Here is a 22,854-nt window from a genome sequence, read left to right as displayed (position 1 = left end):
GTGGAGTGAGCGCAATGGATAAACCTGTTCTGGTGGTGATCGGCAACGGCATGGCGGGCGTCCGGCTGGTGGAAACGCTGTGCGAACGCGCACCGTCGCGCTTCCGCATTCTGATCATCGGTGACGAAGCGCAGCCCGCTTACAACCGCATCATGCTCACGCCGGTACTGTCGGGCGAGAAATCCTTTGCCGATATCGTGACGCACGAACAGAGCTGGTATGAACGTCACAACGTCACGTTTTTGCGCGGTGCGCCGGTCACGGCCATTGACCGTGCCGCCAGACGGGTCAGCGTTGAGGGGCAAACGTTCTCTTACCATCATCTGGTGATCGCCACCGGTTCGCGGCCTTTTATGCCGCCGCTGCCGGGGGCGCAACTGGCGGGGATCCACGGATTCCGTACGCAGCGCGACGTCGAAAACATTCTGCACGGACAGGTGGCCGGACGACCGGCGGTGGTGATCGGCGGCGGCGTGTTAGGCGTGGAAGCCGCCGCGGCGCTGGCGATGCGCGGAATGGCGGTCACGCTGTTGCATCGCGGCCCGCATCTGATGGATCAGCAACTGGATGAACATGCTGCCGGGCTGCTGCGCATGAGCCTGCTGTCACGCGGTATCGAAACGGTATTGCAGGCGCAAACGGCGGCCTATGGCGCAGACGACAGCGGCAACGTCCGGCAGGTGACCTTGTGCGATGGCCGCGTTTTGGCGGCGCATCGTGTGGTGGTGGCCGCCGGTGTCCGCCCGGATATTGCGCTGGCGCAGGCTGCCGGTCTGGCCTGTGCGCGTGGCATTCTGGTGGATAGCGGGTTGCAGACTTCTGATCCGCATATTTCCGCCATCGGCGAATGTTGTCAGCTGGGCGAACTGACTTTCGGGCTGGTCGCTCCCTGCTGGCAGCAGGCAGAAAACCTGGCGGCCAGACTGGCGGGCGATGATGCAACGCCCTTTACCGTACAAAACGTCCCGCTGCGCCTGAAGGTGACTGGCATTGACCTGTTTTGCGCCGGTGAACTTGCCGCCGGTGATGACGCCCAGATCCACAGCACCTTTGACCCGATCGACGGCCACTACCGCCGCCTGTTACTGCGCCACAACCAGCTGCAAGGTGTGCTGCTGTGGGGCGACATCAGCGACGGGCCGGACTACTTCTCACGTCTTCGCCATCCATCCATTCAGCCATCGCAACTGAGCGTTTTCAATCCAGAAGAAACGCCTGCGGTGCCTGATCTCCCCCTGAACGAACCGTTATCCCATGAGATAGCGAGGAGCAATGTAATGTCAAAACCCGTTTTAGTGATGGCCGGACACGGCATGGTCGGACACCATTTCCTGCAACAACTGGTCGAGCGCGAACTGCATCTGCACTATCAGGTGATCGTGTTTGCCGAGGAAACGTCCCCGGCATATGACCGCGTCCATTTGTCAGAGTTTTTCTCCGGACGCAGCGCCGAATCGCTGTCGATGGTAGAGGACGGCTTCTTCGAATCCACCGGTATTGAGCTGCGTCTCGCGCACGGCGTGGAGCACATTGATACCAAACACCGTTTTGTGGTTGACCGGCAGGGGCGGCAGACGGCGTACGATTTGCTGGTGCTGGCGACCGGCTCTTACCCGTTTGTGCCGCCGATACCGGGGAATGACGCGCCGGGCTGCCTGGTGTACCGCACGCTCGACGATCTGGCGGCGATCCAGGCCTGCGCCGGTAAGGGCACCACCGGCGTGGTGGTGGGCGGCGGATTGCTCGGGCTGGAGGCGGCCAATGCGCTGAAACATCTCGGGTTGCAAACGCACGTGGTGGAGTTTGCGCCACGGCTGATGGGCGTTCAGCTCGATGAGGGCGGTGCGGCCATGCTGCGCCGCAAAATTGAAGCGCTGGATGTGCAGGTGCACACCGGCAAAGAAACCCGCGAAATCGTCGCAGGTGAAACCTGCAGTTACCGCATGGTGTTTGCCGACGGCAGCCATCTGGAAACCGATCTGGTGCTGTTCTCCGCCGGGATCCGCCCGCGTGACCAGCTGGCAAAAGAGTGCGGGCTGACGGTCGGCCCGCGTGGCGGCATTGTGATTGATGACCAGTGCCGCACCTCCGATCCGGCAATTTTTGCCATCGGTGAATGTGCGTTGTGGAACGGTCAGATCTTCGGGCTGGTCGCGCCCGGTTATCAGATGGCGCGCACACTGGCGGATACGCTGTCCGGTAGCGAAGTGGCGTTCAAGGGCGCGGGCATGAGCACCAAACTGAAACTGCTCGGCGTCGAAGTGGCGTCGGTCGGGGACGCGCACGGCCGTACCCCCGGCAGCCAGAGCTACAGCTGGGTGGACGGCCCGGCGGAAGTGTATAAAAAAATCGTGGTCTCGCAGGATGGCAAACGCCTGCTCGGCGCGGTGCTGGTCGGCGACAGCACCGAATACAGCACGTTGTTACAGATGATGCTCAACGACATGCCGCTGCCCGCGAATCCGGAAGGGCTGATCCTTCCCGCCAGCACCGGTGCTGCGCCGAAAAGCCTCGGCGTGGCGGCGCTGCCGGACGGCGCGCAGATCTGTTCCTGCCATAACGTCAGCAAGTCGGATATCTGTGACGCGGTGAAAGGCGGCTGCGGCGACATGGCGGCAGTCAAAGCCTGTACCAAAGCAGCCACCGGCTGCGGCGGCTGTGCGGTGCTGACCAAACAGGTGATGGAGTTCGCGCTGACGGAAATGGGCGTCGATGTTAAAAAAGACATCTGCGAGCATTTTGCCTATTCGCGGCAGGAGATTTATCACCTGGTCCGCATGGGCAATATCCGCAGTTTCGGTGAACTGATTCAGAAACACGGCCACGGCCACGGGTGTGAAATCTGTAAACCGCTGGTGGGATCGGTGCTGGCATCATGCTGGAACGATTACCTGCTCAAACCGCAACATCTGCCATTGCAGGACACCAACGACCGCTTCTTCGCCAACATCCAGAAAGACGGCACTTATTCCGTGGTACCGCGCGTCCCTGCGGGGGAAATCACCCCGGACGGCTTGATCGCCATCGGACTGGTCGCCAAGCGTTACAACCTTTACACCAAAATCACCGGCGGCCAGCGTGTCGATCTGTTCGGCGCACGGCTGGAGCAGTTGCCGGAAATCTGGCAGCAACTGGTGGATGCCGGGTTCGAAACCGGTCACGCCTATGGCAAATCCCTGCGTACGGTGAAATCCTGCGTCGGATCCAACTGGTGCCGCTACGGCGTGCAGGATTCCACCGGGCTGGCGCTGCAACTGGAGAGCCGCTACAAAGGGCTGCGCTCGCCGCACAAAATCAAAATGGCCGTGTCCGGCTGCACCCGGGAATGTGCCGAAGCACAAAGCAAAGACGTCGGTGTGATTGCTACGGAAAAAGGCTGGAACCTTTACGTCTGTGGCAACGGCGGCATGAAGCCGCGCCATGCCGATTTACTGGCGCAGGACATGAGCACCGAAGCGCTGATCCGCACCGTGGACCGCTTTCTGATGTTCTACATCCGCACCGCCGACCGCCTGCAACGCACCAGCACCTGGATGGACAATCTGGAAGGCGGGATGGCGTATCTGCGTCAGGTGGTGCTGGAAGACAGCCTGCATATCGGCGCGGAGCTGGAAAACGAGATGAACGCCGTGGTCGGCACCTATCAGTGCGAATGGCAGACCACGCTGGCTGACCCGGATCGTCTGGCGCTGTTCAGGCCGTTTGTGAACAGCGAACTGCCGGACGAAGCGGTAGTCATGGTGCAGGAGCGGCAGCAGATCCGCCCGGCAACTCCCACGGAGCGCGCCTCACTGCCACCGGTGGTGGTGAATCAGCCGGTGATGGCCGTTCATGGTTGGGTGGATTTGTGCGAACTGAACGCCATCCCGGCCAACGCAGGAATGGCGGCGCGGCTGGCAAACCGCCAGATTGCGCTGTTCCACCTGCCGGATCATCCGCAGAAGGTTTTTGCCCTCAGCAACCATGAGCCGGACAGCGACGCTAACGTGCTGGCGCGCGGCCTGCTGGGCGATGTGAAAGGGGAACCGGTGGTGATTTCGCCGTTGTACAAGCAGCGCTTTCGTTTGCTGGACGGGTGCAGCGTGGATGACGGGCACACCGCACTCAGCGTCTGGCCGGTCAAAGTGGACGGCGGGCGCGTCTGGGTGCAGGAAAACCCGGTGAGCCACGGGGTGCGTGCCGCAGAGCGGATTGAGACGGTCAGCCTATGAAAAAAGACGCGACGTTCACCACCTGCGCATACTGCGGCGTCGGCTGCGGCGTCAGGATGCAACCGCAGGTGCAGGGCTTCAGCGCCAGCGGCGACGATGCGCATCCGGCCAGTCTCGGGCGGCTGTGCGTTAAGGGCAGCGCGCTGGGAGAAACGCTGGATTTGCAGGGACGTTTACTTCAGCCGGAAATCCACGGCCAGCCGGTCAGCTGGGAGAAGGCGCTGGACGCCGTCGCCAGCGGATTGCAACAGGTGATCCGCGAACATGGCCCGCAGGCCGTGGCCTTCTACGGCTCAGGCCAGTTGCTGACGGAAGACTATTACGTTGCCAACAAACTGATGAAGGGTTTTATCGGCGCGGGAAATATGGATACCAACTCGCGCCTGTGCATGGCGTCGGCGGTGGTCGGCTACAAACGTGCGTTCGGCGCGGATGCCGTGCCGTGCAGCTATCAGGATCTGGAACGGGCAGACTGCGTGATCCTCACCGGTTCCAATACCGCCTGGGCGCATCCGGTAGTTTATCAGCGGCTGGCGCAGGCGAAAAAAGAGCGGCCCGCAATGCGCATTATTGTGATTGACCCGCGCCAGACCGCCACCTGTGATATCGCCGATTTGCATCTGGCGTTGCGCCCCGGCAGCGATGCGGCGCTGTTTTGTGGTGCGCTGAACGCCATGGCGGACAGCGGGAAACTCGACGCCGCTTTCCTGCAACAGCATACCCGGGGTGCGGAACAGACCTTGCAGGCGGCACAAACCTGGACGCCAGCCCGCACTGCCGATGCGTGCGCGCTGCCTCCGGCAAAGCTTATGGCCTTTTATCAGATGATTGCTGACAGTGACCGGCTGGTGACCCTGTATTCGATGGGCATCAATCAGTCCAGCTCCGGCGTTGATAAATGCAACGCCATCATCAACTTACATCTGGCGACCGGCAAGATTGGCCGCGAAGGCTGCGGGCCGTTTTCCATCACCGGCCAGCCCAATGCCATGGGCGGGCGCGAAGTGGGCGGTCTGGCAAACCAGCTGGCGTCGCACATGGGGTTCAGCGCGCAGGAGGTGGATCGCGTGGGGCGGTTCTGGGCGAGTGACAACGTCACGAAAACCGCCGGACTGAACGCCGTTGACTTGTTTCGTGCCGTGGAAACAGGCCAGATCAAAGCGGTATGGATCATGGGCACCAATCCGCTGGTGTCGCTGCCGGATGCCGACCGCGTGCGTGCCGGGCTGGCGCGCTGCCCGCTGGTGATTGTCTCCGACATCATGCGCGATACCGATACCACCCGTGCCGCCCACATTTGCCTGCCCGCACAGGGCTGGGGCGAGAAAAACGGCACGGTCACCAATTCCGAACGTTGCATTTCCCGTCAGCGGGCGTTTCTGCCAGCGCCGGGCGAGGCGAAACCGGACTGGTGGATCCTCTGTCAGGTGGCGCAGCGTCTGGGTTATGACGATGCCTTCGCCTATCAGCATCCGGCAGAGATTTTCCGCGAACATGCGGCGCTTTCCGGTTTTGAAAATCAGGGCTCGCGGGCGTTTGATATCAGCGGGATGGCGCAGCTTTCCAATGAACAGTGGGACGGGCTGCGTCCGGTGCAGTGGCCGGTCAACGCCGCAAATCCGCAGGGCACTGCGCGGCTGTTCACCGATAACCGGTTTTTCCATCCTGACGGCCATGCGCGGCTGATCCCCGTTACGCCAAGGCCGCCGGTGAACCCGCCGACGGCTGCCTGTCCGCTGATCATGAACACCGGCAGGGTGCGTGACCAATGGCACACGATGACACGCACCGGGAAATCTGCGCGCCTGATGCAGCACATCAGCGAACCTTTCTGTCAGTTTCATCCCGACGATGCCCCGCAGATCCAGCCCGGCGATCTGGTGCGCGTTGCCTCCTCGCACGGCTGGCTGTTGCTGCGCGCCCAGCCGGACAGGCTGCAACCGCGCGGCAGCGTCTTTGTGCCGATGCACTGGAACAGCCAGTTCAGCCAGCAGGCCAGGGTGGATGCGCTGATTGAGGCACATACCGATCCGCTGTCCGGGCAGCCGGAAAGCAAACATATGCCGGTCAGTCTGCGCCGCTGGAATGCCGCCTGGCAGGCCGAACTGTTTATGCGCGGCGACAGCGACCGGCATCCGGCACCGCCTGACACTGCTTACTGGAGCCGCATCGCGCAGCAGGGCGTGACGCATTACACGCTGGCCGATTCGTCTTTACCGCAGGACTGGACGGCCTGGCTCAGCGAACATTTCGGCACCGGCCAGTGGGTTTGCCAGGCGGCACATCTGGGCGATGACGGTTTTCATCTTCTGGCCTGGTCCGGCGGTGAGCTGCAACTGGCGTTTTACGCGCACCGCCGTCGCCCTGCGCCGGAACGTCAGGCGGTGGTGGCCGCATTTTCTCAGCCGCCGGTGACCGCGTCGCAGCGTCTGGCGCTGCTGGCAGGCACCGTCGGAAACGGTAAAGCCCCCACCGGCGCGATGATTTGCAGCTGCTTTGCCATCGGCGAAATCGCCATCGCAGACGCCGTGCGGCAGGGATGTCACAGCGTGCAGCAGCTCGGCGCGCAGCTGAAATGCGGCACTAACTGCGGTTCATGCATTCCCGAACTCAAAAAGATCATAGCCGGCCAGCTTACGTCGCTGACGGCAGGAGACGACCAATGAACATCCTCGAAAAGTCATTACAGATGCAGCAAATCTCTCAGCTTATGGCGTCGGGGAACCTGCGCCAGCCCGTGTGCCGGGGTGAAGTCTGGCTGGTGGGCGCCGGGCCGGGCGACGTTGAGCTGCTGACGGTGAAAGCGCTGCGGGTGATTGTGCAGGCCGACGTGGTGGTGTTTGACCGGCTGGTTTCAGACCCGGTGATGGCGCTGATCCCGGACGAGGTGCTGCGCATTGATGTCGGTAAATCGACACGCAATCACACGCTCGGACAGGGTGAGATCAACCAACTGCTGGTGACGCTGGCACAGGCCGGACACCGCGTGGTGCGCCTCAAGGGCGGCGATCCTTTCGTTTTTGGACGTGGCGGCGAAGAGATGGCGCACTGCCAGCAGCATGAGGTGATCTGCCACATCGTGCCGGGGATCACTGCGGCAATGGGCTGCGCGGCAGCCAGCGGTATCCCGCTGACACACCGGGATCTGGCTCAGTCGGTCCGGTTTGTCACCGGCCACGGCGCGCAGGGCGAGCCGGACATCGACTGGTCAGCACTGGCCACCACGCGCCAGACGCTGGTGTTTTATATGGGCATTGCCAACAGTGAAAACATCAGCCAGCAGCTGATAGCGCATGGTCTGGCGGCCTCCACACCGGTGGCCGTGATCGAACGCGGTACCCGCCCCGATCAGCGGGTACTGACCGGCACACTGACCGCGCTGGCAGAGCTTATCCGCACGGAGCAGGTGCAAACGCCCGCGCTGCTGATCGTCGGGGAGGTGGTGGAGATGCATCGGGGCTGGCAACGCAGTTGCGGGTATGGAGAAGGTCAAGATCGTGGGTTGCCACCCACACCGGGTTTGAGAGGTGCTTATCGGTGTGCCTCTTAATATTTCAGGCTTATTTACTGCGTGATGCTGTTTCAGGGGGTTCTGTGAATACGTTTTAACGTCAAGATCGTGGGTTGCCACCCACACCGGCCTTAAGGTCAACACCGTGGGTTGCCACCCACACCGGCCTTAGGGGTGGCTTATCGCCGCCACCCCTAAGAACCCCGGGCTCTTTTAACTGCGCGCTGCCGCTTGCTGGCTATGTTTCAGCGGCTCCTCCTGTTGCCGCAAACGCCGCCGCTGCGCGGTCCTCTCATTTCAGGTTCGGACCCGCTCGGGAAAACACCCTCGCGGTTTCTCACCGTTCATTCGACGTCGTTTCGAGCGCGGCCAGAGGCTTCTTAAAGCACAACCTCACCGTTTTCGACTTTATAAATCAGAAATTAAAGTCTCAATCTTTTGAATGACATAGCCATTGGCCGCGCTTAAAAATCTCGCCGGAGGGAGCGGTGGAAAACCGCGCGTCTGTTTGCGCGGGTTGTAGCCCGAGCGGAGGGCACCGCGCAGCGGCGGGATTTTGCGGCAATAACGCAAGTCCCTGAAACATAGCCCGCGAGCGATAGCGCGCAGTAAAAAAGACGTGGGAGATCCAAGAGGGGCCCGTCCTGGCCCCTTTTGGGCGGTTTCGGCGACAGCGGCTGAGCAATCACCGCAGGTGAGAAACCGAAACTTTCACCTCACCTAAAATAGTCGGGTTAAAACCGGTGGAATACCCGTAGCAACAAAAACATAGCCCGCGAGCGGCAGCACGCCATAACGCGCAGTAAAAAGACGTGGGAGATCCAAGAGGGGCCCGTCCTGGCCCCTTTTGGGCGGTTTCGGCGACAGCCGCTGAGCGATCACCGCCCGTGAGAAACCGAAACATCCCCCTAGGCCCCCGCCTGCATCCCCCTACGGCATCCCCGGCAGCGAGTTGATCAGCTGCTGCGTCCACGGGTGGGCGGGCCGGTGGAAAACGTCATCGACCTGCCCGTGTTCTACCACGCTGCCGTCTTTCATCACCACCACGCGGTCGGCCAGATGGTGGATGACGCCTAAATCGTGCGAGATGAATAACAGTGCGGTGCGGTGTTCTGCCTGCATATCGGCCAGCAGATCCAGCACCTGCGCCTGAACCGAGACGTCGAGCGCGCTCACCGGTTCATCGGCCACCAGCAGCGCCGGATTGGGCGCGAACGCACGGGCGATCGCTACGCGCTGGCGTTGACCGCCGGATAAATCGCGCGGATAACGGCGCAGAAAACTCTCGCCCAGCTGCACTTCATCCAGCAACTGCCGGATGCGTTTCTTGCGTTCATCGCCAAAAATCCCGACGCTGTCCAGACTCTCACCGATGATTTTCTCAACGTTATATCGCGGATCAAACGAACTCAGCGGATCCTGTGCAATCAGCTGGATGCCTTTGCGTTGCAACCTGCGGTCGGATTCCGGGACCTGACTCCAGCGCCGACCCTGAATGGTGATGGTGCCGGAGCCGGGTTCGGTCAGCCCGAGCACCATGCGCGCCACCGTGGTTTTGCCGGAACCGGATTCGCCGACAATCCCCAGCGTTTCACCCGCGGCAAGGCGCAGACTGACGTGATTCACCACCGTTTTCCCGGCGAACTGTTTGCATAAACCCCTGGCTTCCAGCACCGGGATGTCCGTGGAAATATGCCGGGCAGGCAACGCGACGCCTCGCGTGCCGGAAAGCCTCAGTCCACGCGTCGCGGTACCGGGTACCGCGGCCAGCAATTGCTGCGTGTAAGGGTGCTGCGGCGCGGTCAGCAGTGCCTCGCTGATGCCTTCTTCCACCACCTTTCCCTGATGCATCACCAGGATCCGATCGGCGAGTTTCCCCACCACGGAGAGATCGTGGCTTATCAGCAGCAGGCTTTCGCCTTTATCGCGCCGCTGTTGCAGCAGATCCAGAATCTGTTTTTGTACGGTCATGTCCAGCGCCGTGGTCGGTTCATCGGCGATCAGCAAACCGGGGTTGCCCGCCAGCGCGGTGGCGATCAACACGCGCTGACGCAAACCGCCGGAAAGCTGATGCGGATAAGTGGTCAGCCGGCGTTGCGCATCGGGAATACCGACAGATTTCAGCAGGGCAAGGGTCTGCGCGTGCAGTTCACGGGGCGCGCCGGGCTGCGTGGCGATGAGGGCGTCGCGCAGTTGCTGACCCACCTGACGCAGCGGGTCAAGCGACACCAGCGCGTCCTGCAACACATAACCAATTTTGCTGCCGCGAATTTTACGCCAGCGGCGCTGGCTGGCGCCCAGCATGTCCTGACCGTCAATCACAAACCGGTCAGCAGTGATGCGCGCACTGGCGTCCTGCAACCCCAGCAGGCTGCGCGCGGTGACGGTTTTTCCCGAGCCGGATTCCCCGACAAAAGCCACCGATTCGCCGCGTCTGAGTTGCAAATTCAGGCCGCTGACCGCCGCTTTTTCACCCTGTGCCGAAGGAAAAGAGATCGACAGATTGCGGATATCGATAAACAGGTCGCCGCTCATGGTTGTTTCCCTTCAAAAGTGGCCTGCCAGTAACGGCCCAGCGTGTTCACAGAAATAACGGTCAGCGTAATGGCGACCCCCGGCCAGACGCCGATCCACCAGGCATTGCGCAGATAGTTACGGCCTTCGGCCAGCATCAGCCCCCATTCGGCGGTAGGCGGTTGCGGCCCCATGCCGAGAAAACTCAGCCCGGCGGTGCCAATAATGGCGCTGCCTAAACCGAGCGTTGCCAGCGCCGGCACGTGGGCAATGGCGTGAGGAAGAACGTGCCGCCACACCAGAACGTGGCGTTTCAGGCCAAAGGTGCGCGCCTGTTCTACGTAGCCCGAAGACATCACCACAAAGGTTTGCGCCCGCACCACGCGGGTAAAGCGCGGTATGGAAGCCACGCCGAGCGCAAAGATCAGATTGGTGGTACCGGGGCCGGTAAAGGCGATCAGCATCAGCGCCAGCAGCAGATCAGGAAAGGCGGACACCACGTCCACCGCGCGGCTGATCAGTTCATCCAGCGGCCCTTTGAGCAAACCGGCCAGTAACCCCAGCAGGCTGCCGATGCTGACCGCGACGGCCATTGCCGCAAGGCTTATCAGCAGGGAATAACGGCTGCCGTAAATAATGCGCGCCAGCACATCGCGCCCGAGCTGATCGGTACCCAGCCAGTGTTCAGCCGAGGGCGGCAACTGGGCGTTCACCGGATCGGCATTCAGCGGGTCGTAATGGGTGAGCCACGCGGGGAAAATCACCGCCAGCAGCACCAGCAACAGGTACAGCGCGGCCAGCAGAAATCCCGCAGAAAAATGACGTTTAAGACCGGCGGTGGCGATCATCTGGCTCATGACGTGTGCTCCCCGTCCGCATCCCGCAGGCGCGGATCGATGAATAAATAGAGAATGTCCACCAGCGTACTGAGCACCACGTACACCAGCGCGGAGAAAATCGCCACTGCCAGCACCACCGGAAGGTCTTTACCCAGTACCGCATCCACGGTGATTTTGCCGAGCCCCGGACGGCCAAAAACCTGTTCGGTGATCACCGCGCCGCTGAGTAAACCGCCAATCAGCCAGCCGGTCAGGGTGACGGCGGGCAGGGCGGCGTGGCGCAGGGCGTGACGCAAACGCAGGGTGGTATCGGGTAAACCCCAGGCGCGCAGCGTCAGCATAAAGGGCTGATCGAGCGCGTCTTCCAGCCCGCGCCGCAGCACCTGTGACACCACCGCACCCAGCGATAAGCCCAGAGATAACGCGGGCAGCACCAGTGAGGAAAAGCTGCGATCGCCCGCCACCGGAAACCAGCGCAGTGTAAAACTGAAAATAAACAGCAGCACGATGCCCAGCCAGAAAGAGGGCGTGGAGGCCAGAACCAGCTCGACCGACCCGGCGATGCGCTGCCCCAGGCGGCGGTGCGCGGTGGTCACCGCCATCAGCACGGCAAATATCAGGCTGAACACCAGCGCCAGACCGGTGAGTTTGAGCGTCGGCCACAGCTGCGACAGCACCAGCGAACTGACGTCAGTATTGAGCATATAAGAGCGGCCAAAATCGCCGTGCAGCACGCGCCATAAATAGTGCAGATATTGTCTGTACAGAGGCTGATCCAGCCCCCATTCCGCCCGGATCGCCGCTTCGATGGCCGGAGTCTGTACCTGTTCGCCCATCAGTAAACTGACAATGTCCCCCGGCGCGAGATGCACGCTGATAAAGGACAGCGTCACCGCCGCCCATAACACCAGCGCGCCGCTCAGCAGCCGCCGGAGGATCCGCCATCGCCATGACGGCGGGGTGTCGGGCAGCCGGGGTGAAGCCAGTGAACTTTCAACCGTCATGGTGTGACTCCTTGCTTATTGATGCTGAGCGCCCGATCAGTGCTTGCTCAGCCAGACGTCGTAGGTGTTTTCCGGCATCTGTTTGAACGGCCTGAAACCCACGTCATGAACGTAAGACGCGGCGGCAATCTGGTCTTCCGGCTCGTACAGTGGGATCGCCAGCGCCTGCTGCAACACAGCAAAATTCTGCAACTGACCGTAGAAGTTTTTACGTTCGCTGTTATCCAGCGTTTGCGACGCGCCTTTGAGCAACCCAATGATCTCCGGGGCATCGGTGCGGCTGTAGTTGATTGCGCCTCCGGCGTTCACCGGCAGGTAATGGTTTTCGATATCTATGCCGTCGGTATCGGTATTGGAGTTGGCGATCGAACCGAATTCACCGGTTTTCCGCACTTCGGTATAGGTGCCGGAATCGACATAACGGATTTTCAGATCAATACCCAGACGTTGCCGCGCCTGCGCCTGCAAGGCCTGCAACAACACATCGCGCTGATCGCGCACCGTGGCCTGCGCCTGAATGATTTCTATGGTCAGCGGTTTGCCGTCTTTGGTGCGGATACCGTCTGCGCCTTTGGTTTTCCAGCCAGCTTCATCCAGCAACTGATTCGCCAGCGCCGGGTTGTTACCGTATTTATTCACCAGACTGTTGTCGTATAACGGGTCAACCGGTGAGGTGATCCCCCAGACGCGGGTGCGCTCGCCGCGATAAATCGATTGCAGGATGGGCGAAATATCCAGCCCCTGTAAAATCGCTTTACGGACGTTCAGCTCCTGCGTCGGCCCGTATTTCACGTTAAGAAACAGTGAATAAGGGGTGCCGGTATTCAGTGCGTGCTGATAAGAGAAATCCGCGTTGTCTTTGAATTCGCCCGCATCATTGCCGGAGACGCCTTCGATAACGTCGACCTGGCCGGAAAGCAGTGCGCCGGTGCGCACCGACGATTCAGGCAGGAAGCGGTAAGTCACGCCTTCCAGATAGGCCGGGCCCTGATGGCGGGCATTGGCAGACGCCCAGTGGTAATCCGGGTTGCGCACATACTCAATCTGCTGGCCTTTCTCATAGCGTTTGAGGATAAACGGGCCGGTCCCGGCGATATCCGTGCCGCCTGATTTGAGCTGAGGTGAGGTCCAGGATGACGGCGAAATCAGTTTCAGGCCGGAGGCGAAAGAGAGGAACGGGCTGTAAGCCTGTTTCAGCGTAATGCTGACGGTGTGCTCGTCGGGGGTAGCCACGCTGTCGATCCGCCCGGCCAGCGCACAGATGCTGGAGCCTGCGCAATAGGCCGGATCCTGCGCGTGGCGGAAGTTTTCTGCCACGGCACTGGCGTTGAACTTCTCACCGTTGGAGAATTTCACGTCATCGCGCAGGGTAAAGGTGTAGGTTTTGCCGTCTTCGGACACCGAATATCCGGTAGCCAGCCACGGAATATAACTGCCGTCAGGTTTACGCGCGAGCAGCGACTCGTAGGCGACGCGCAGGATCAGTTCCGCTTTGGACTGGCCGTTCAGCTGAGGGTTAAGCGTATTCGGTTCGGTTTCCACGCCCCAGGTGAGGGTTCCGCCTGATACCGGTTTTTCAGCCGCGTAAAGCGCCTGGCCGGAGGAAAGAATTAACAGCGTTAAAGCAGACAGTGAGGCGGCAGAGGCTTTCATATTTTTCCCATTAAAGTCATACCCGGACGGTATTTGAAATACATCAACAAAGATGAATGCGCTGGATCTGTTATAGGGAATCGCAATTCCCGTAATGATTATTAAAGGCGCGTTGCCGGGTTGTAAAATCACAATATTTGCTTACCAGCGTAAATAAATGACTTTGGCGCGCATCCTGCCGGGCGGGGTTATTTCTGCGGATGTGTCAGTGCGGGTTTATTCATTTTTGTCGTATTCAAATGCTTTTTTCTTCGTGGCGTAAATAACCCTGATCTCTATTTTTAACGCAGACTCATTATTCAAATTAAGGAGATCATTTGACTATCCAATCTCGCCGTCGTCTGAAAACTCTGGTCGGGGCAGGGAGCGTGGTGTACGCCTCCAACGATCAGGGACGCGTGACCGGTATTACCCGTGCCATTGCGCAGGCGAAAATAGCGGAAAAAGAGAAGATCACCGGGCTGTTTACCGCCGATCTGTTGCAGGCTGACCCGGACGGATTGTCCGGTTCGACCGGCAGTCAGGATCCTGTCGTCACCCTTGCCGCACTGAGCCAGGTCACCTCGCACATCGGGCTTATTGCCACGATTTCCACCACTTATCAGCACCCTTACAACCTCGCCCGGCTGGTCGGCACGCTCGATCACGTCAGCGGAGGCCGTGCGGGCTGGAACGCGGTGACGTCGTCGGTGGGGGAAGAGAACTTTGGTGACATCACCCTGCCTGCGCCACAGATTCGCTATGCCCGTGCCACCGAATTTATCGAGGTGATCAACGCGCTGTTCGATGCCAACCAGCCGGACGCCGTGCGCCGCAATAAAAGCGGTTCAGTCACCATCGACCCGCGCAAGCTGCATCCGGTGCATCATCACGGCGATTTTTTCCGCGTGCAGGGGCCGCTGAATGTGCCACCTCCGCCGCAGCACCGGCCGGTACAGTTTCAGGCCGGGCAGTCCGAAGAAGGGCTGAAGCTGGGCGCACGCTACGCCGAAGTGATTTACACCTCACAGCCCACCTTTGAGGATGCGAAGCATTTTGTCGAACAGGTACACCATCATGCGGATGCGTTTGGCCGCCGAGAAAATCGTCCGTTAATCATGAACTCGTTCCATTCGATCATCGGCGAAAGCCCGTCAGACGTGACGCGCCGGTTATTTGAAAAGCATGAGCGCATCGATTACGAGCAGGGACGCCTTAAAGTGGCTGACATGCTCGGTGGCGAGATTGACCTGCGGGATCTGGCGCTGGATCAGCCCGTCCCGTTGCGCCTGCTGCCCGACATCGGGCAGGTCAACCGGCGTCGCGGGCGCGCAGAAATCTTCAAACGTTTTGCCTTACAGGGGCTGACGCTGCGCGAATTGATCATTCAGGCACAGGAAACCGGCCACTGGTTTGTCGCCGGTACCCCGGAAACGCTGGCCGACGCCATCGAACAACGTTACCAGGCGGGCGTGCTGGATGTGATTTCCCTGCACGGGCTGGGCCAGCCGGATCAGGAGGACCTGCTGCTCAACGGCTTACTGCCGGAATTACGCCGCCGCGGGTTGATTGATACGGAGTACAGCGGGGGGGATTTCAGGGAGAATTTGGGGATAAGAGGGAGGAGGAGGTAAAACAGGCGTGTTTTATCCTTTGTTTCAAGTTCAACTTCAAAACCTTGGGCTCGCCGCCCAAACGGGCCCAAAGGGTTTTAAACGAAACCCTTTGGAATCCTGCGTTTTTTTAACTGCGCGCTATCGCTCGCTGGCTATGTTTCAGGTATCCCTGCTATTGCCGCAAAATCCCGCCGCTTTGCGGTGCCCTCCGGTCGGGTTACAACCCGCGCAAACTGACTCGCGGTTTTCCACCTCTCCCTTCGGCGTGATTTTTGAGCGCGGCCAATGGCATTTTTAAAGTTGAAACGATGTGTTTGGTTCTGCTTTCCTCCTTCCACATCGGAGGGGGAGGAGAAAAACCTTCGTTTTACATAGCCTCTGGCCGCGCTCAAAACGACGTCGAATGAACGGTGAGAAACCGCGAGGGTGTTTTTCCGAGCGGGTCCGAGCCTGAAATGAGAGGACCGCGCAGCGGCGGCGTTTGCGGCAATAGGAGGAGCCGCTGAAACATAGCCAGCGAGCGGCAGCGCGCAGTTAAAAGAGCCCGGGATTCTTAAGGGGGGCGGCGATAAGCCCCCCTTAAGGCCGGTGTGGGTGGCAACCCACGGTCTTGAATTTGAATTTGACCTTAAGACCACACCACCATGGCTACCTGTTGCCCCTCAACAATATACGATATATCCTCTATGCTCACTTTCCACCCAGGAAACTCCGTTATGACCCCATCCACACCGCTTCTCGATATCCGCAGTCTTGCGATTCATACCGATTCAGGGATCCCGCTGGTAAATCCTGTTTCCTTTCAGGTGAACAGACGCGAAATAGTGGCGCTGGTGGGGGAATCAGGTTCGGGGAAAACCCTCAGTTCGCTGGCGCTGATGGGGTTGTTGCCGCCCGGCGTGTTGATGAGCGGGGGCGAAATCTGGCTGGAGGATAAACGTATTGCCAGCCCGGATGTGCCTTACGATGCGCCGGTGCGCGGCAAAGAACTGGCGATGATATTTCAGGAGCCGATGACCAGCATGAATCCGGTGCTGAAAGTCGGGGAGCAGATCGCGGAAGTGCTGGTTCGTCATCAGCAGATTGGCTGGAAACAGGCGCATCGCGACGCGGTTGCTTTACTGGATCGCGTGGGCATCGTTAACCCCGAGCAGCGGGCGAAGCAGTATATTCATCAGCTTTCCGGCGGGATGCGCCAGCGGGTGATGATCGCCAGCGCCATCAGCTCTAAACCTCGTCTGCTGATTGCCGATGAGCCCACCACCGCGCTGGACGTCACCATTCAGGCGCAAATCCTCGCGTTGTTGCAGGAACTGCAACAGGAAATGGAAATGGGGATCCTGCTGATTACTCACGATTTAAGCATCGTTGCCCGCTACGCCGACCGCGCGTATGTCATGCATCAGGGAAACCTGGTCGAGCAGGGGCCGGTCGGGCAGTTGCTGACCGCGCCGCAGGAACCCTATACCCGCAAACTGATTGCCGCCTCACAACCGCAGGCGCGTCCGGCAGGCGCACAGATAAGCGACGAGGCACCGCTTATCCGGCTGCAGGCGCTGACCAAAAGTTATGCGCAAACCCGCTCTCTGCCTTTTGTTGCCGCTAAACGCCAGACGGTGCTGTTCCCCACCACGCTGGATATCCGCCGTGGCGAAATTCTCGGGCTTATCGGGGAATCCGGTTCCGGTAAAACGACGCTGGGGCGGGCGATTATGGGGCTGATTGACACCGACAGCGGCGATATCGAATTTGACGGCGTATCTCTGACCCTCGCCAGCCAGGCCATCCGGCAGAAAATGCGTCGCCGTGCGCAAATTATATTTCAGGATCCCTATGCCAGCCTGAACCCGAAAATGACCATTGGTGAGCAAATCGCCGAGCCGCTGCGGGTCTATAAGTTACGTCCGGCGGGGCAGATTCAGGCAAGGGTGGAGGAGTTACTCAAACTGGTCGGGCTGGAAGCGCATCACGCCAGCCGGTTACCCGGTGCGTTTTCCGGCGGCCAGCGTCAGCGCGTGGCGATTGCCCGTGCTCTGGCGCTGGAACCGGAGTTACTGGTCGCGGATGAAGCCGTCTCGGCACTGGATTTATCGGTTCGCGGGCAAATACTGGCGCTGCTGGACAGACTGCGTGAACAACTGGGGCTGACCGTGTTGTTTATCAGTCATGATCTGGCTGCCGTGAAGCAGGTCTGCGATCGCGTGGTGGTGCTGTATCACGGAAAAGTGGTGGAAAGCGGCACCACAAGCGAGGTGCTTGTCGCGCCGCAACACCCCTATACCCGCCAGTTGCTGGCCGCGGCGCCCGATATTGTGCAGGCGCTGCAACTGCGTAAAGCCAGCTAGAAACCGGTCAGCATCGGCAATTCATCATGTTCAGCCCATTCATGCCAGGAGCCGACATAAATCGCCAGATGCTGATAACCCGCCAGCTGAAGCGCGACATACACCGTGGCTGCCCGTGCGCCACGGTGGCAATAAATAATGGCGCGGCGATCGGGTGAAATCCCGGCTTTTTCAGCACGCTGACGAAGCTCACCGGCTGCCAGAAACTGACCGTCCTGTATCACATCCTCCCAAAACAGCAGTGTGGCGCCGGGAATACGCCCGGCGCGGTGACAGCATTCATGGGCAAACTCGCCGGAATACTCGCTTTGCCTGCGGGCATCGACAATCTGCGTGGGGTGCTGCGCGGCTGCCAGCACGTCAGCCCGCGTGGCGGCGAGGCGTTTGTGCATCGCGGGAGCGGGTGAGAACTCAGGGTTTTGTGCGCTGATTTCAGCCTGCAAACCCTGTCCGGGCAGCAGCGCGCCACCGGCCTGCACCCAGGCATCCACACCGCCGTCGAGCAGTAACGCCCCCGAAATGCCGGCAAACTGCGTGAACCAGACGCCCCGTGGCGAGCGCATGCCCACCTGTTGCTCGAAAAAAACCGGAGTGACGTTGTCACCGATGAGCAGCGCCTGCCACGCGCGATAAAAGGCGTGAGCCATGCTGACGATCCCTTCGTCGCTGCTGTCAGGAATAAAATAGTCGTACACGTTGAGATGGCAGGCATCAGGCAGGGTGGCCTGCTGCCATTGCGCCCGTTCACGGACGTCAATCAGCGCAAATAACTCGCCCTGCGCCAGACGGGCGCGCAGTTCCGCCGCACCGATCAGCAGGGAATTATTCAGGGGCATGGGCGGACTCCGGGAAAAACGGTAACAGGGTGCCGGTATCGCGTTCAGCGGCGAGCCGCAGGACCCGCGAGGCCAGGGCGATATCGAACACGTTGAGGCCAAAAGAGGAAAAATAGACGCTGTCTCCGGCGGCAGGCCGCCAGCCGTCGAGCAGCAGGTTGCCTAAATCTGCATCCACCCGCTCCCTGCTGAATTCACCGGCGCGGTACATCTGGAACAGACTTTTGGCACTGGTTTCGCAGAAATCACCCCATAAATCCACCACCACGCGGCTGGCGCAGCGGATGGCGGCAAAACTGACTTCGTGATAGCCGACCTGGATCACCAGCCGTCCGGGGCGCATCGCCTCAGCTTCCAGCAGAGGTTCTGCGGCGCTGGTGCAGGTGATCACTGCGTCAATATCCCGGCTGAGCGCCTCCTGCAAATTTTCGACGTTAACCAGCGGCCACGGCAAAGACGCGCTATCGACCGGCAAACTGCGCTGGCGACGATCCCACCAGCTGACTTCCCGCAAATTGCCGAACAACTCACGCAGCATATCCAGATGCGCCATCGCCTGAACGCCAGCCCCCAACAGCAGCACGCGCTGCACGGTGCGCGGCGCGGCGTGACTCAGGGCAAGTGCGCTCACGGCCGCCGTGCGGGTGGCGGTCAGCGCACCACTTTCCACCAGCCCGAGCGGCAGTCCGTTATCCGCCCGGCTGATAAGCGTGAGCGCCATTGCCTGCGGCAGATTGTCCTCTGCGTCTGGCCGGTGGGCGGTCCATTTAACGCCTGCGGCATTAAAACGCCCGCCAACCCGCGCCGGTAATGCATAGGCTTTGCCACGCTGGCCGGTGAGGCTGACATGGGTTTCCGCAGGCATTTCGGCGTCGTGGTGGCGCATCAGCGTGACAACGTCACAGACGTCATCCAGCGCCGCCTGCGCCAGCGTACCGCCGAGCGCGATGACGTCCTGCCGGCTCAGATAGCGAAAACCCTCTGTCATCTCAGTGCTCCAGCAGCGTTTGGGCAAAGGGATAGAGCGCCGGTGAACCGCCGCAGTGGACGAAAATCACCGTGGCACCGGCTTTAATTTTGCCTTGTTCCACCAGACCGATCAGGCCGTGCATGGCCTTGCCGGTATAGACCGGATCCAGCAGCAGGCCTTCTTCCTGCGCGACACGGTAAATGGCGTCAATCCCCCCGGCGGACGGCACGCCATAGGCTGTACCGACGTACTCATCCTCAATCCAGATATCGTCGGGAGTCCAGCGTTGCGGCCATTCGAGCAGATCGGCGCAATCCTGCGCCATGGCGGATATCCGTGTGCGGAACCATTCGGCCTTAGCACTGACGCTGATGCCGACGATGCGGGTGTCAGGCCAGTATTTACGGGCACCGACGTACAATCCGGCCAGAGTGCCGCCGGAGCCGGTGGGGGCGACGATCACCTGCGGCGGTGGCTGATTGCGCTCTTTGAGCTGCGCATCCATCTCTTCGACCGCGCGCACGTAGCCCAGTGCGCCGAGCGGCGTAGCACCGCCGAGCGGAATGATCAGGGCTTTCTCGCCACGGGCTTCGGCCGCCGCCGCGTGGGCGTTCATGGCGCCTTCAATCTGGGTGAAATAGCCCTCGGGGTCGAGGAACTCCAGCTCCGCGCCAAACAGCTTATCGAGCAACAGGTTGCCCTGATAACTCTGCGGCGCGTCGCCACGCAGCACCAGCACCGGTTTCATGCCGAACTTGCGTGCCGCCGCCGCCACCATGCGGGCATGGTTGGACTGATGGCCGCCGGTGGTGATGACCACCTTGACCTGCTTGCGGCAGGCGTCAGCCATCAGATACTCCAGCTTACGGACTTTGTTGCCCCCGCCGCCAAAGCCGGTGTAATCATCACGTTTGATGTCGAGCGTGATGCCAAGCGAGGTACTGAGCGAGGCCAGACGCTCGAGAGGTGTGGGGAAAAAACCCAGTGGAACACGTTCAAAATCATCTGCTTGTTTCATGATATTTTCCTGCTGATTATTTTTTAAAACTTTCCCGGGAGTTGACGCAAAACAGCGGCGGAGATCACTCCGTCACCGTTGAAAAAGAGGTGTCGTTGCTGAAGAACTGTATCCAGTCGGTGACGGATTGCTGAAACCGTGCCAGCCCGCGCAGGGTGACGAATTCATTGACGCCGTGGGCATTACCACCGTGGCCGAGGCCGCCAATCAAAAAGGCTTCAGACACGTGCGCAAAGGTGTAGGCGGGTGCGCAGCCGGGCGCCCAGGGCCAGATTTGCGGCGTGGCACCCTGCGCCTGATAGCTGGCGAGCAGCGCGTCCACACCGGCACTTTCGCGCAGGAAGCGGTGGCCGGGATAGCTGTCGTCCAGCGTCAGCGTCACGCCGCTGAATTCCGGGCGTGCCAGGGTTTCCCTGATGTCGTTAAGCAGACTTTCCCCGTCGATGCCGGGCGGCACCCGCAGCGCAAATTCGGCGCTGGCACGGTGCGGGATCACGCCGCGCGCATCGGACGGATCGCTGCGGATTTCGGAAATGTTCAGCACCGCGCCGTTAATCAGCTGTTGCAGGCAGGCAAGCGTGTCGCCGTGTACGGACAGTTTTTCACTGCGACGAAAGCGCAGTTCGTCTTCGATACTGAACCGGTCGGCGAGGGTGGTCAGCAGGCGGGTCGCCTGTTCGTCAGTCTGCCGTCGCGCCATCACGCCGTTGTCTTTGGCGGGCGCAATGGCATGCAGGGCGTTCACCAGGTGCCAGACGGGGTTGGCGATCCAGTTGGCATTGCTGGCATGGATGGCCGCATGAGGGCCGCCCCATTTGCCCGCGTTGACTTCAATTCTGCCGCCGCTCAGCCCGCTGAAACCGAGGTAAACCCGCGGTTCGCCGCCGCCGTATTCGCACAGCGAGGGGAAAAATACCGCGTCAGCGGGCGCCACCGGGCAGGGTGTTTGTGCCAGATAGCGGCGTAAATGCCCGCTGCCCGTCTCTTCCTCACCTTCAAGAATGATCTCCAGATTGACCCGCAGGGCACCGCTATCGCGCAGGGATTTGATGGCTGTCAGCATCCCCGCCAGCGGGCCTTTGTTGTTTTCGGCTCCGCGCGCGACAAACACGGCGCCAATGCCCGGCCAGTCACTGAATCCGCCGCTGAACGGCGGGTGCTCCCAGCCTTCTGGTCCGGCGGGCATGACGTCATACATGTTGTAGAGCACCAGCGTTTTCGCGGCCTGCATGTCGATGCGCAGATGCACCAGCGGCGGCGCGTCGCCTGCCGATTGCTGGCTGACGGTGATAACCGGCGTGCCGCCCAGCTCGCGGATGATCCAGGCTTCCAGCCAGCGGGCGAGTTCGCGTTGCTCATCAATTCGCCCGGCTACGCTGGCAAACGGCGTAATGGCTGACAAAACGGCGAGGGTGGGTTGCAGTTCAGCAGGGATCTCTACAGTCACAGGCGAATCCTCGGATTAAGCACGACATAAAGCAGATCGATAATCAGATTGATGCCGACAAACACCAGCGCGGCCAGCAGCACGATGGCCTGCACCAGCGGGAAATCACGGTTCTGGATCGCCTGCACCGCAAGGCGGCCAATCCCCGGCCAGGCAAAAATGATTTCCGTGACCAGCGCGCCGCCGAGCAGCGAGGCAAAATACATGCCCTGAACGGTGATCACCGGGATCAGCGCATTGCGTAACCCGTGGCGCACCACAACGCGCCACTGACTCAGCCCTTTGGCGCGGGCTGTGCGGATATAATCCTGCTGTAAAACGTCTATCAGGCTGGCGCGGATCAGGCGGGCAATGGCGCTCATGTAATACGCGCCAAGGCTCAGTGCGGGCATCACCAGCTGGCTGGCGCTGCCGTAGCCGCCGGAGGGCAGCCAGCGTAAATTCAGGCTGAACACGATGATCAGCAACAGGCCGAGCCAGAACACCGGCACGGCCTGCCCGCTGAACGCCAGCAGACGGGCGAACAGATCCCACCGCGTGTTTTGACGAAGCGCACTGAGGATCCCGAGCAGTAAACCGGCCAGCGTGCTCCAGGCCAGCGCGGTGACGGCGAGCAGTAATGTCGCCGGTACGCGCTGGGAAATCAGTTCGGTGACCGGCTGGCTGTAGCGCAGCGATTCACCCATATCGCCCTGCAGCACGCCGGTCAGGTAATGCCAGTATTGCCAGGTCAGTGACCGGTCAAAGCCCATGCTGTGACGAAAATTCTCCATCTCCTGCTGACTGGAGCCGGGTGGCATCATGACGGCAGCCGGATCGCCGGTCAGATGCAGGCTGTAAAAAATCAGCAGTGACACGCCGAACATCACCAGAACGGATTGGGCGAGGCGGTGCAGGATATAGCGCAACAT

The 22,854-nt window shown here is 60.6% G+C and carries 14 protein-coding genes; 5 read left to right on the top strand and 9 right to left on the bottom strand.

Going from position 1 to position 22,854, the window contains the following annotated elements; all coding sequences use genetic code 11:
* The first annotated feature begins 14 nt into the window (after positions 1–14).
* Genes nirB through cobA form a run of 3 tightly spaced genes read left to right on the top strand, consistent with a single transcriptional unit; the run spans position 15 to position 7,761 of the window.
* Positions 15–4,211, top strand: coding sequence for a nitrite reductase large subunit NirB (gene nirB / locus ED901_RS06760; protein WP_122095390.1), 4,197 nt, complete (start codon positions 15–17; stop codon positions 4,209–4,211).
* The gene (locus ED901_RS06755) at positions 4,208–6,877 is read left to right on the top strand and encodes a nitrate reductase (RefSeq protein ID WP_122095389.1); all 2,670 of its coding nucleotides are present in this window, start codon (positions 4,208–4,210) and stop codon (positions 6,875–6,877) included. The genes nirB and ED901_RS06755 overlap by 4 nt, the downstream gene beginning before the upstream one ends.
* A 23-nt stretch (positions 6,878–6,900) precedes the next feature.
* Entirely contained in the window at positions 6,901–7,761 is an 861-nt protein-coding gene (gene cobA, locus ED901_RS06750; RefSeq protein ID WP_056777505.1) for a uroporphyrinogen-III C-methyltransferase, read from the top strand.
* An 891-nt stretch (positions 7,762–8,652) separates the two neighbouring features.
* On the opposite strand, the gene ED901_RS06745 is transcribed toward cobA, so the two are convergent.
* The 4 genes from ED901_RS06745 to ED901_RS06730 are packed head-to-tail and all read right to left on the bottom strand — an operon-like array spanning position 8,653 to position 13,732.
* Positions 8,653–10,257 carry an ABC transporter ATP-binding protein gene (locus ED901_RS06745; protein ID WP_122095388.1) on the bottom strand — a complete coding sequence of 535 codons (1,605 nt, stop codon included), beginning with the start codon at positions 10,255–10,257 and terminating at the stop codon, positions 8,653–8,655.
* Positions 10,254–11,084: an ABC transporter permease gene (locus ED901_RS06740; RefSeq protein WP_056777385.1), complete on the bottom strand. Its 831-nt coding sequence runs from the start codon at positions 11,082–11,084 to the stop codon at positions 10,254–10,256. The genes ED901_RS06745 and ED901_RS06740 overlap by 4 nt, the downstream gene beginning before the upstream one ends.
* Before the next feature lie 5 nt (positions 11,085–11,089).
* Complete coding sequence (locus ED901_RS06735) at positions 11,090–12,079, bottom strand: ABC transporter permease (RefSeq protein ID WP_056777370.1); 990 nt, start codon at positions 12,077–12,079, stop codon at positions 11,090–11,092.
* Between the two features lie 36 nt (positions 12,080–12,115).
* Positions 12,116–13,732, bottom strand: a complete 1,617-nt coding sequence (locus tag ED901_RS06730; protein ID WP_122095387.1) for an ABC transporter substrate-binding protein — start codon at positions 13,730–13,732, stop codon at positions 12,116–12,118.
* A gap of 317 nt (positions 13,733–14,049) precedes the next feature.
* Between ED901_RS06730 and ED901_RS06725 the strand changes: the two genes are divergently transcribed.
* Together ED901_RS06725 and ED901_RS06720 are read left to right on the top strand one after the other, a co-directional pair.
* Positions 14,050–15,345: an NtaA/DmoA family FMN-dependent monooxygenase gene (locus tag ED901_RS06725; protein ID WP_122095386.1), complete on the top strand. Its 1,296-nt coding sequence runs from the start codon at positions 14,050–14,052 to the stop codon at positions 15,343–15,345.
* A gap of 698 nt (positions 15,346–16,043) precedes the next feature.
* The gene (locus ED901_RS06720; protein ID WP_122095385.1) at positions 16,044–17,672 is read left to right on the top strand and encodes an ABC transporter ATP-binding protein; all 1,629 of its coding nucleotides are present in this window, start codon (positions 16,044–16,046) and stop codon (positions 17,670–17,672) included.
* Here ED901_RS06720 and ED901_RS06715 read toward each other — a convergent pair.
* The 5 genes from ED901_RS06715 to ED901_RS06695 all read right to left on the bottom strand — a co-directional run bounded on the left by ED901_RS06715 (position 17,669) and on the right by ED901_RS06695 (position 22,854).
* Positions 17,669–18,508, bottom strand: a complete 840-nt coding sequence (locus ED901_RS06715; protein ID WP_122095384.1) for a sulfurtransferase — start codon at positions 18,506–18,508, stop codon at positions 17,669–17,671. The two genes, ED901_RS06720 and ED901_RS06715, sit on opposite strands and share 4 nt — an antisense overlap.
* Positions 18,495–19,496, bottom strand: coding sequence for an ornithine cyclodeaminase family protein (locus ED901_RS06710; protein ID WP_122095383.1), 1,002 nt, complete (start codon positions 19,494–19,496; stop codon positions 18,495–18,497). Before ED901_RS06710 ends, ED901_RS06715 begins: the two co-directional genes overlap by 14 nt.
* A 1-nt stretch (position 19,497) precedes the next feature.
* A complete protein-coding gene (locus ED901_RS06705; protein WP_122095382.1) occupies positions 19,498–20,496 on the bottom strand; it encodes a 1-aminocyclopropane-1-carboxylate deaminase/D-cysteine desulfhydrase in 999 nt (332 codons plus the stop codon).
* 64 nt (positions 20,497–20,560) lie between these two features.
* Positions 20,561–21,943 carry a M20/M25/M40 family metallo-hydrolase gene (locus ED901_RS06700; protein ID WP_122095381.1) on the bottom strand — a complete coding sequence of 461 codons (1,383 nt, stop codon included), beginning with the start codon at positions 21,941–21,943 and terminating at the stop codon, positions 20,561–20,563.
* Positions 21,940–22,854, bottom strand: a complete 915-nt coding sequence (locus ED901_RS06695) for an ABC transporter permease (protein ID WP_122095380.1) — start codon at positions 22,852–22,854, stop codon at positions 21,940–21,942. Before ED901_RS06695 ends, ED901_RS06700 begins: the two co-directional genes overlap by 4 nt.

Origin of the sequence: Rahnella sp. Larv3_ips (assembly GCF_003697865.1) — a bacterium.
Taxonomy (GTDB): Bacteria; Pseudomonadota; Gammaproteobacteria; order Enterobacterales; family Enterobacteriaceae; genus Rahnella; species Rahnella rivi.
Note: the sequence above shows the minus strand (reverse complement) of the source record. Positions and strands in the feature narration are given on the sequence as shown.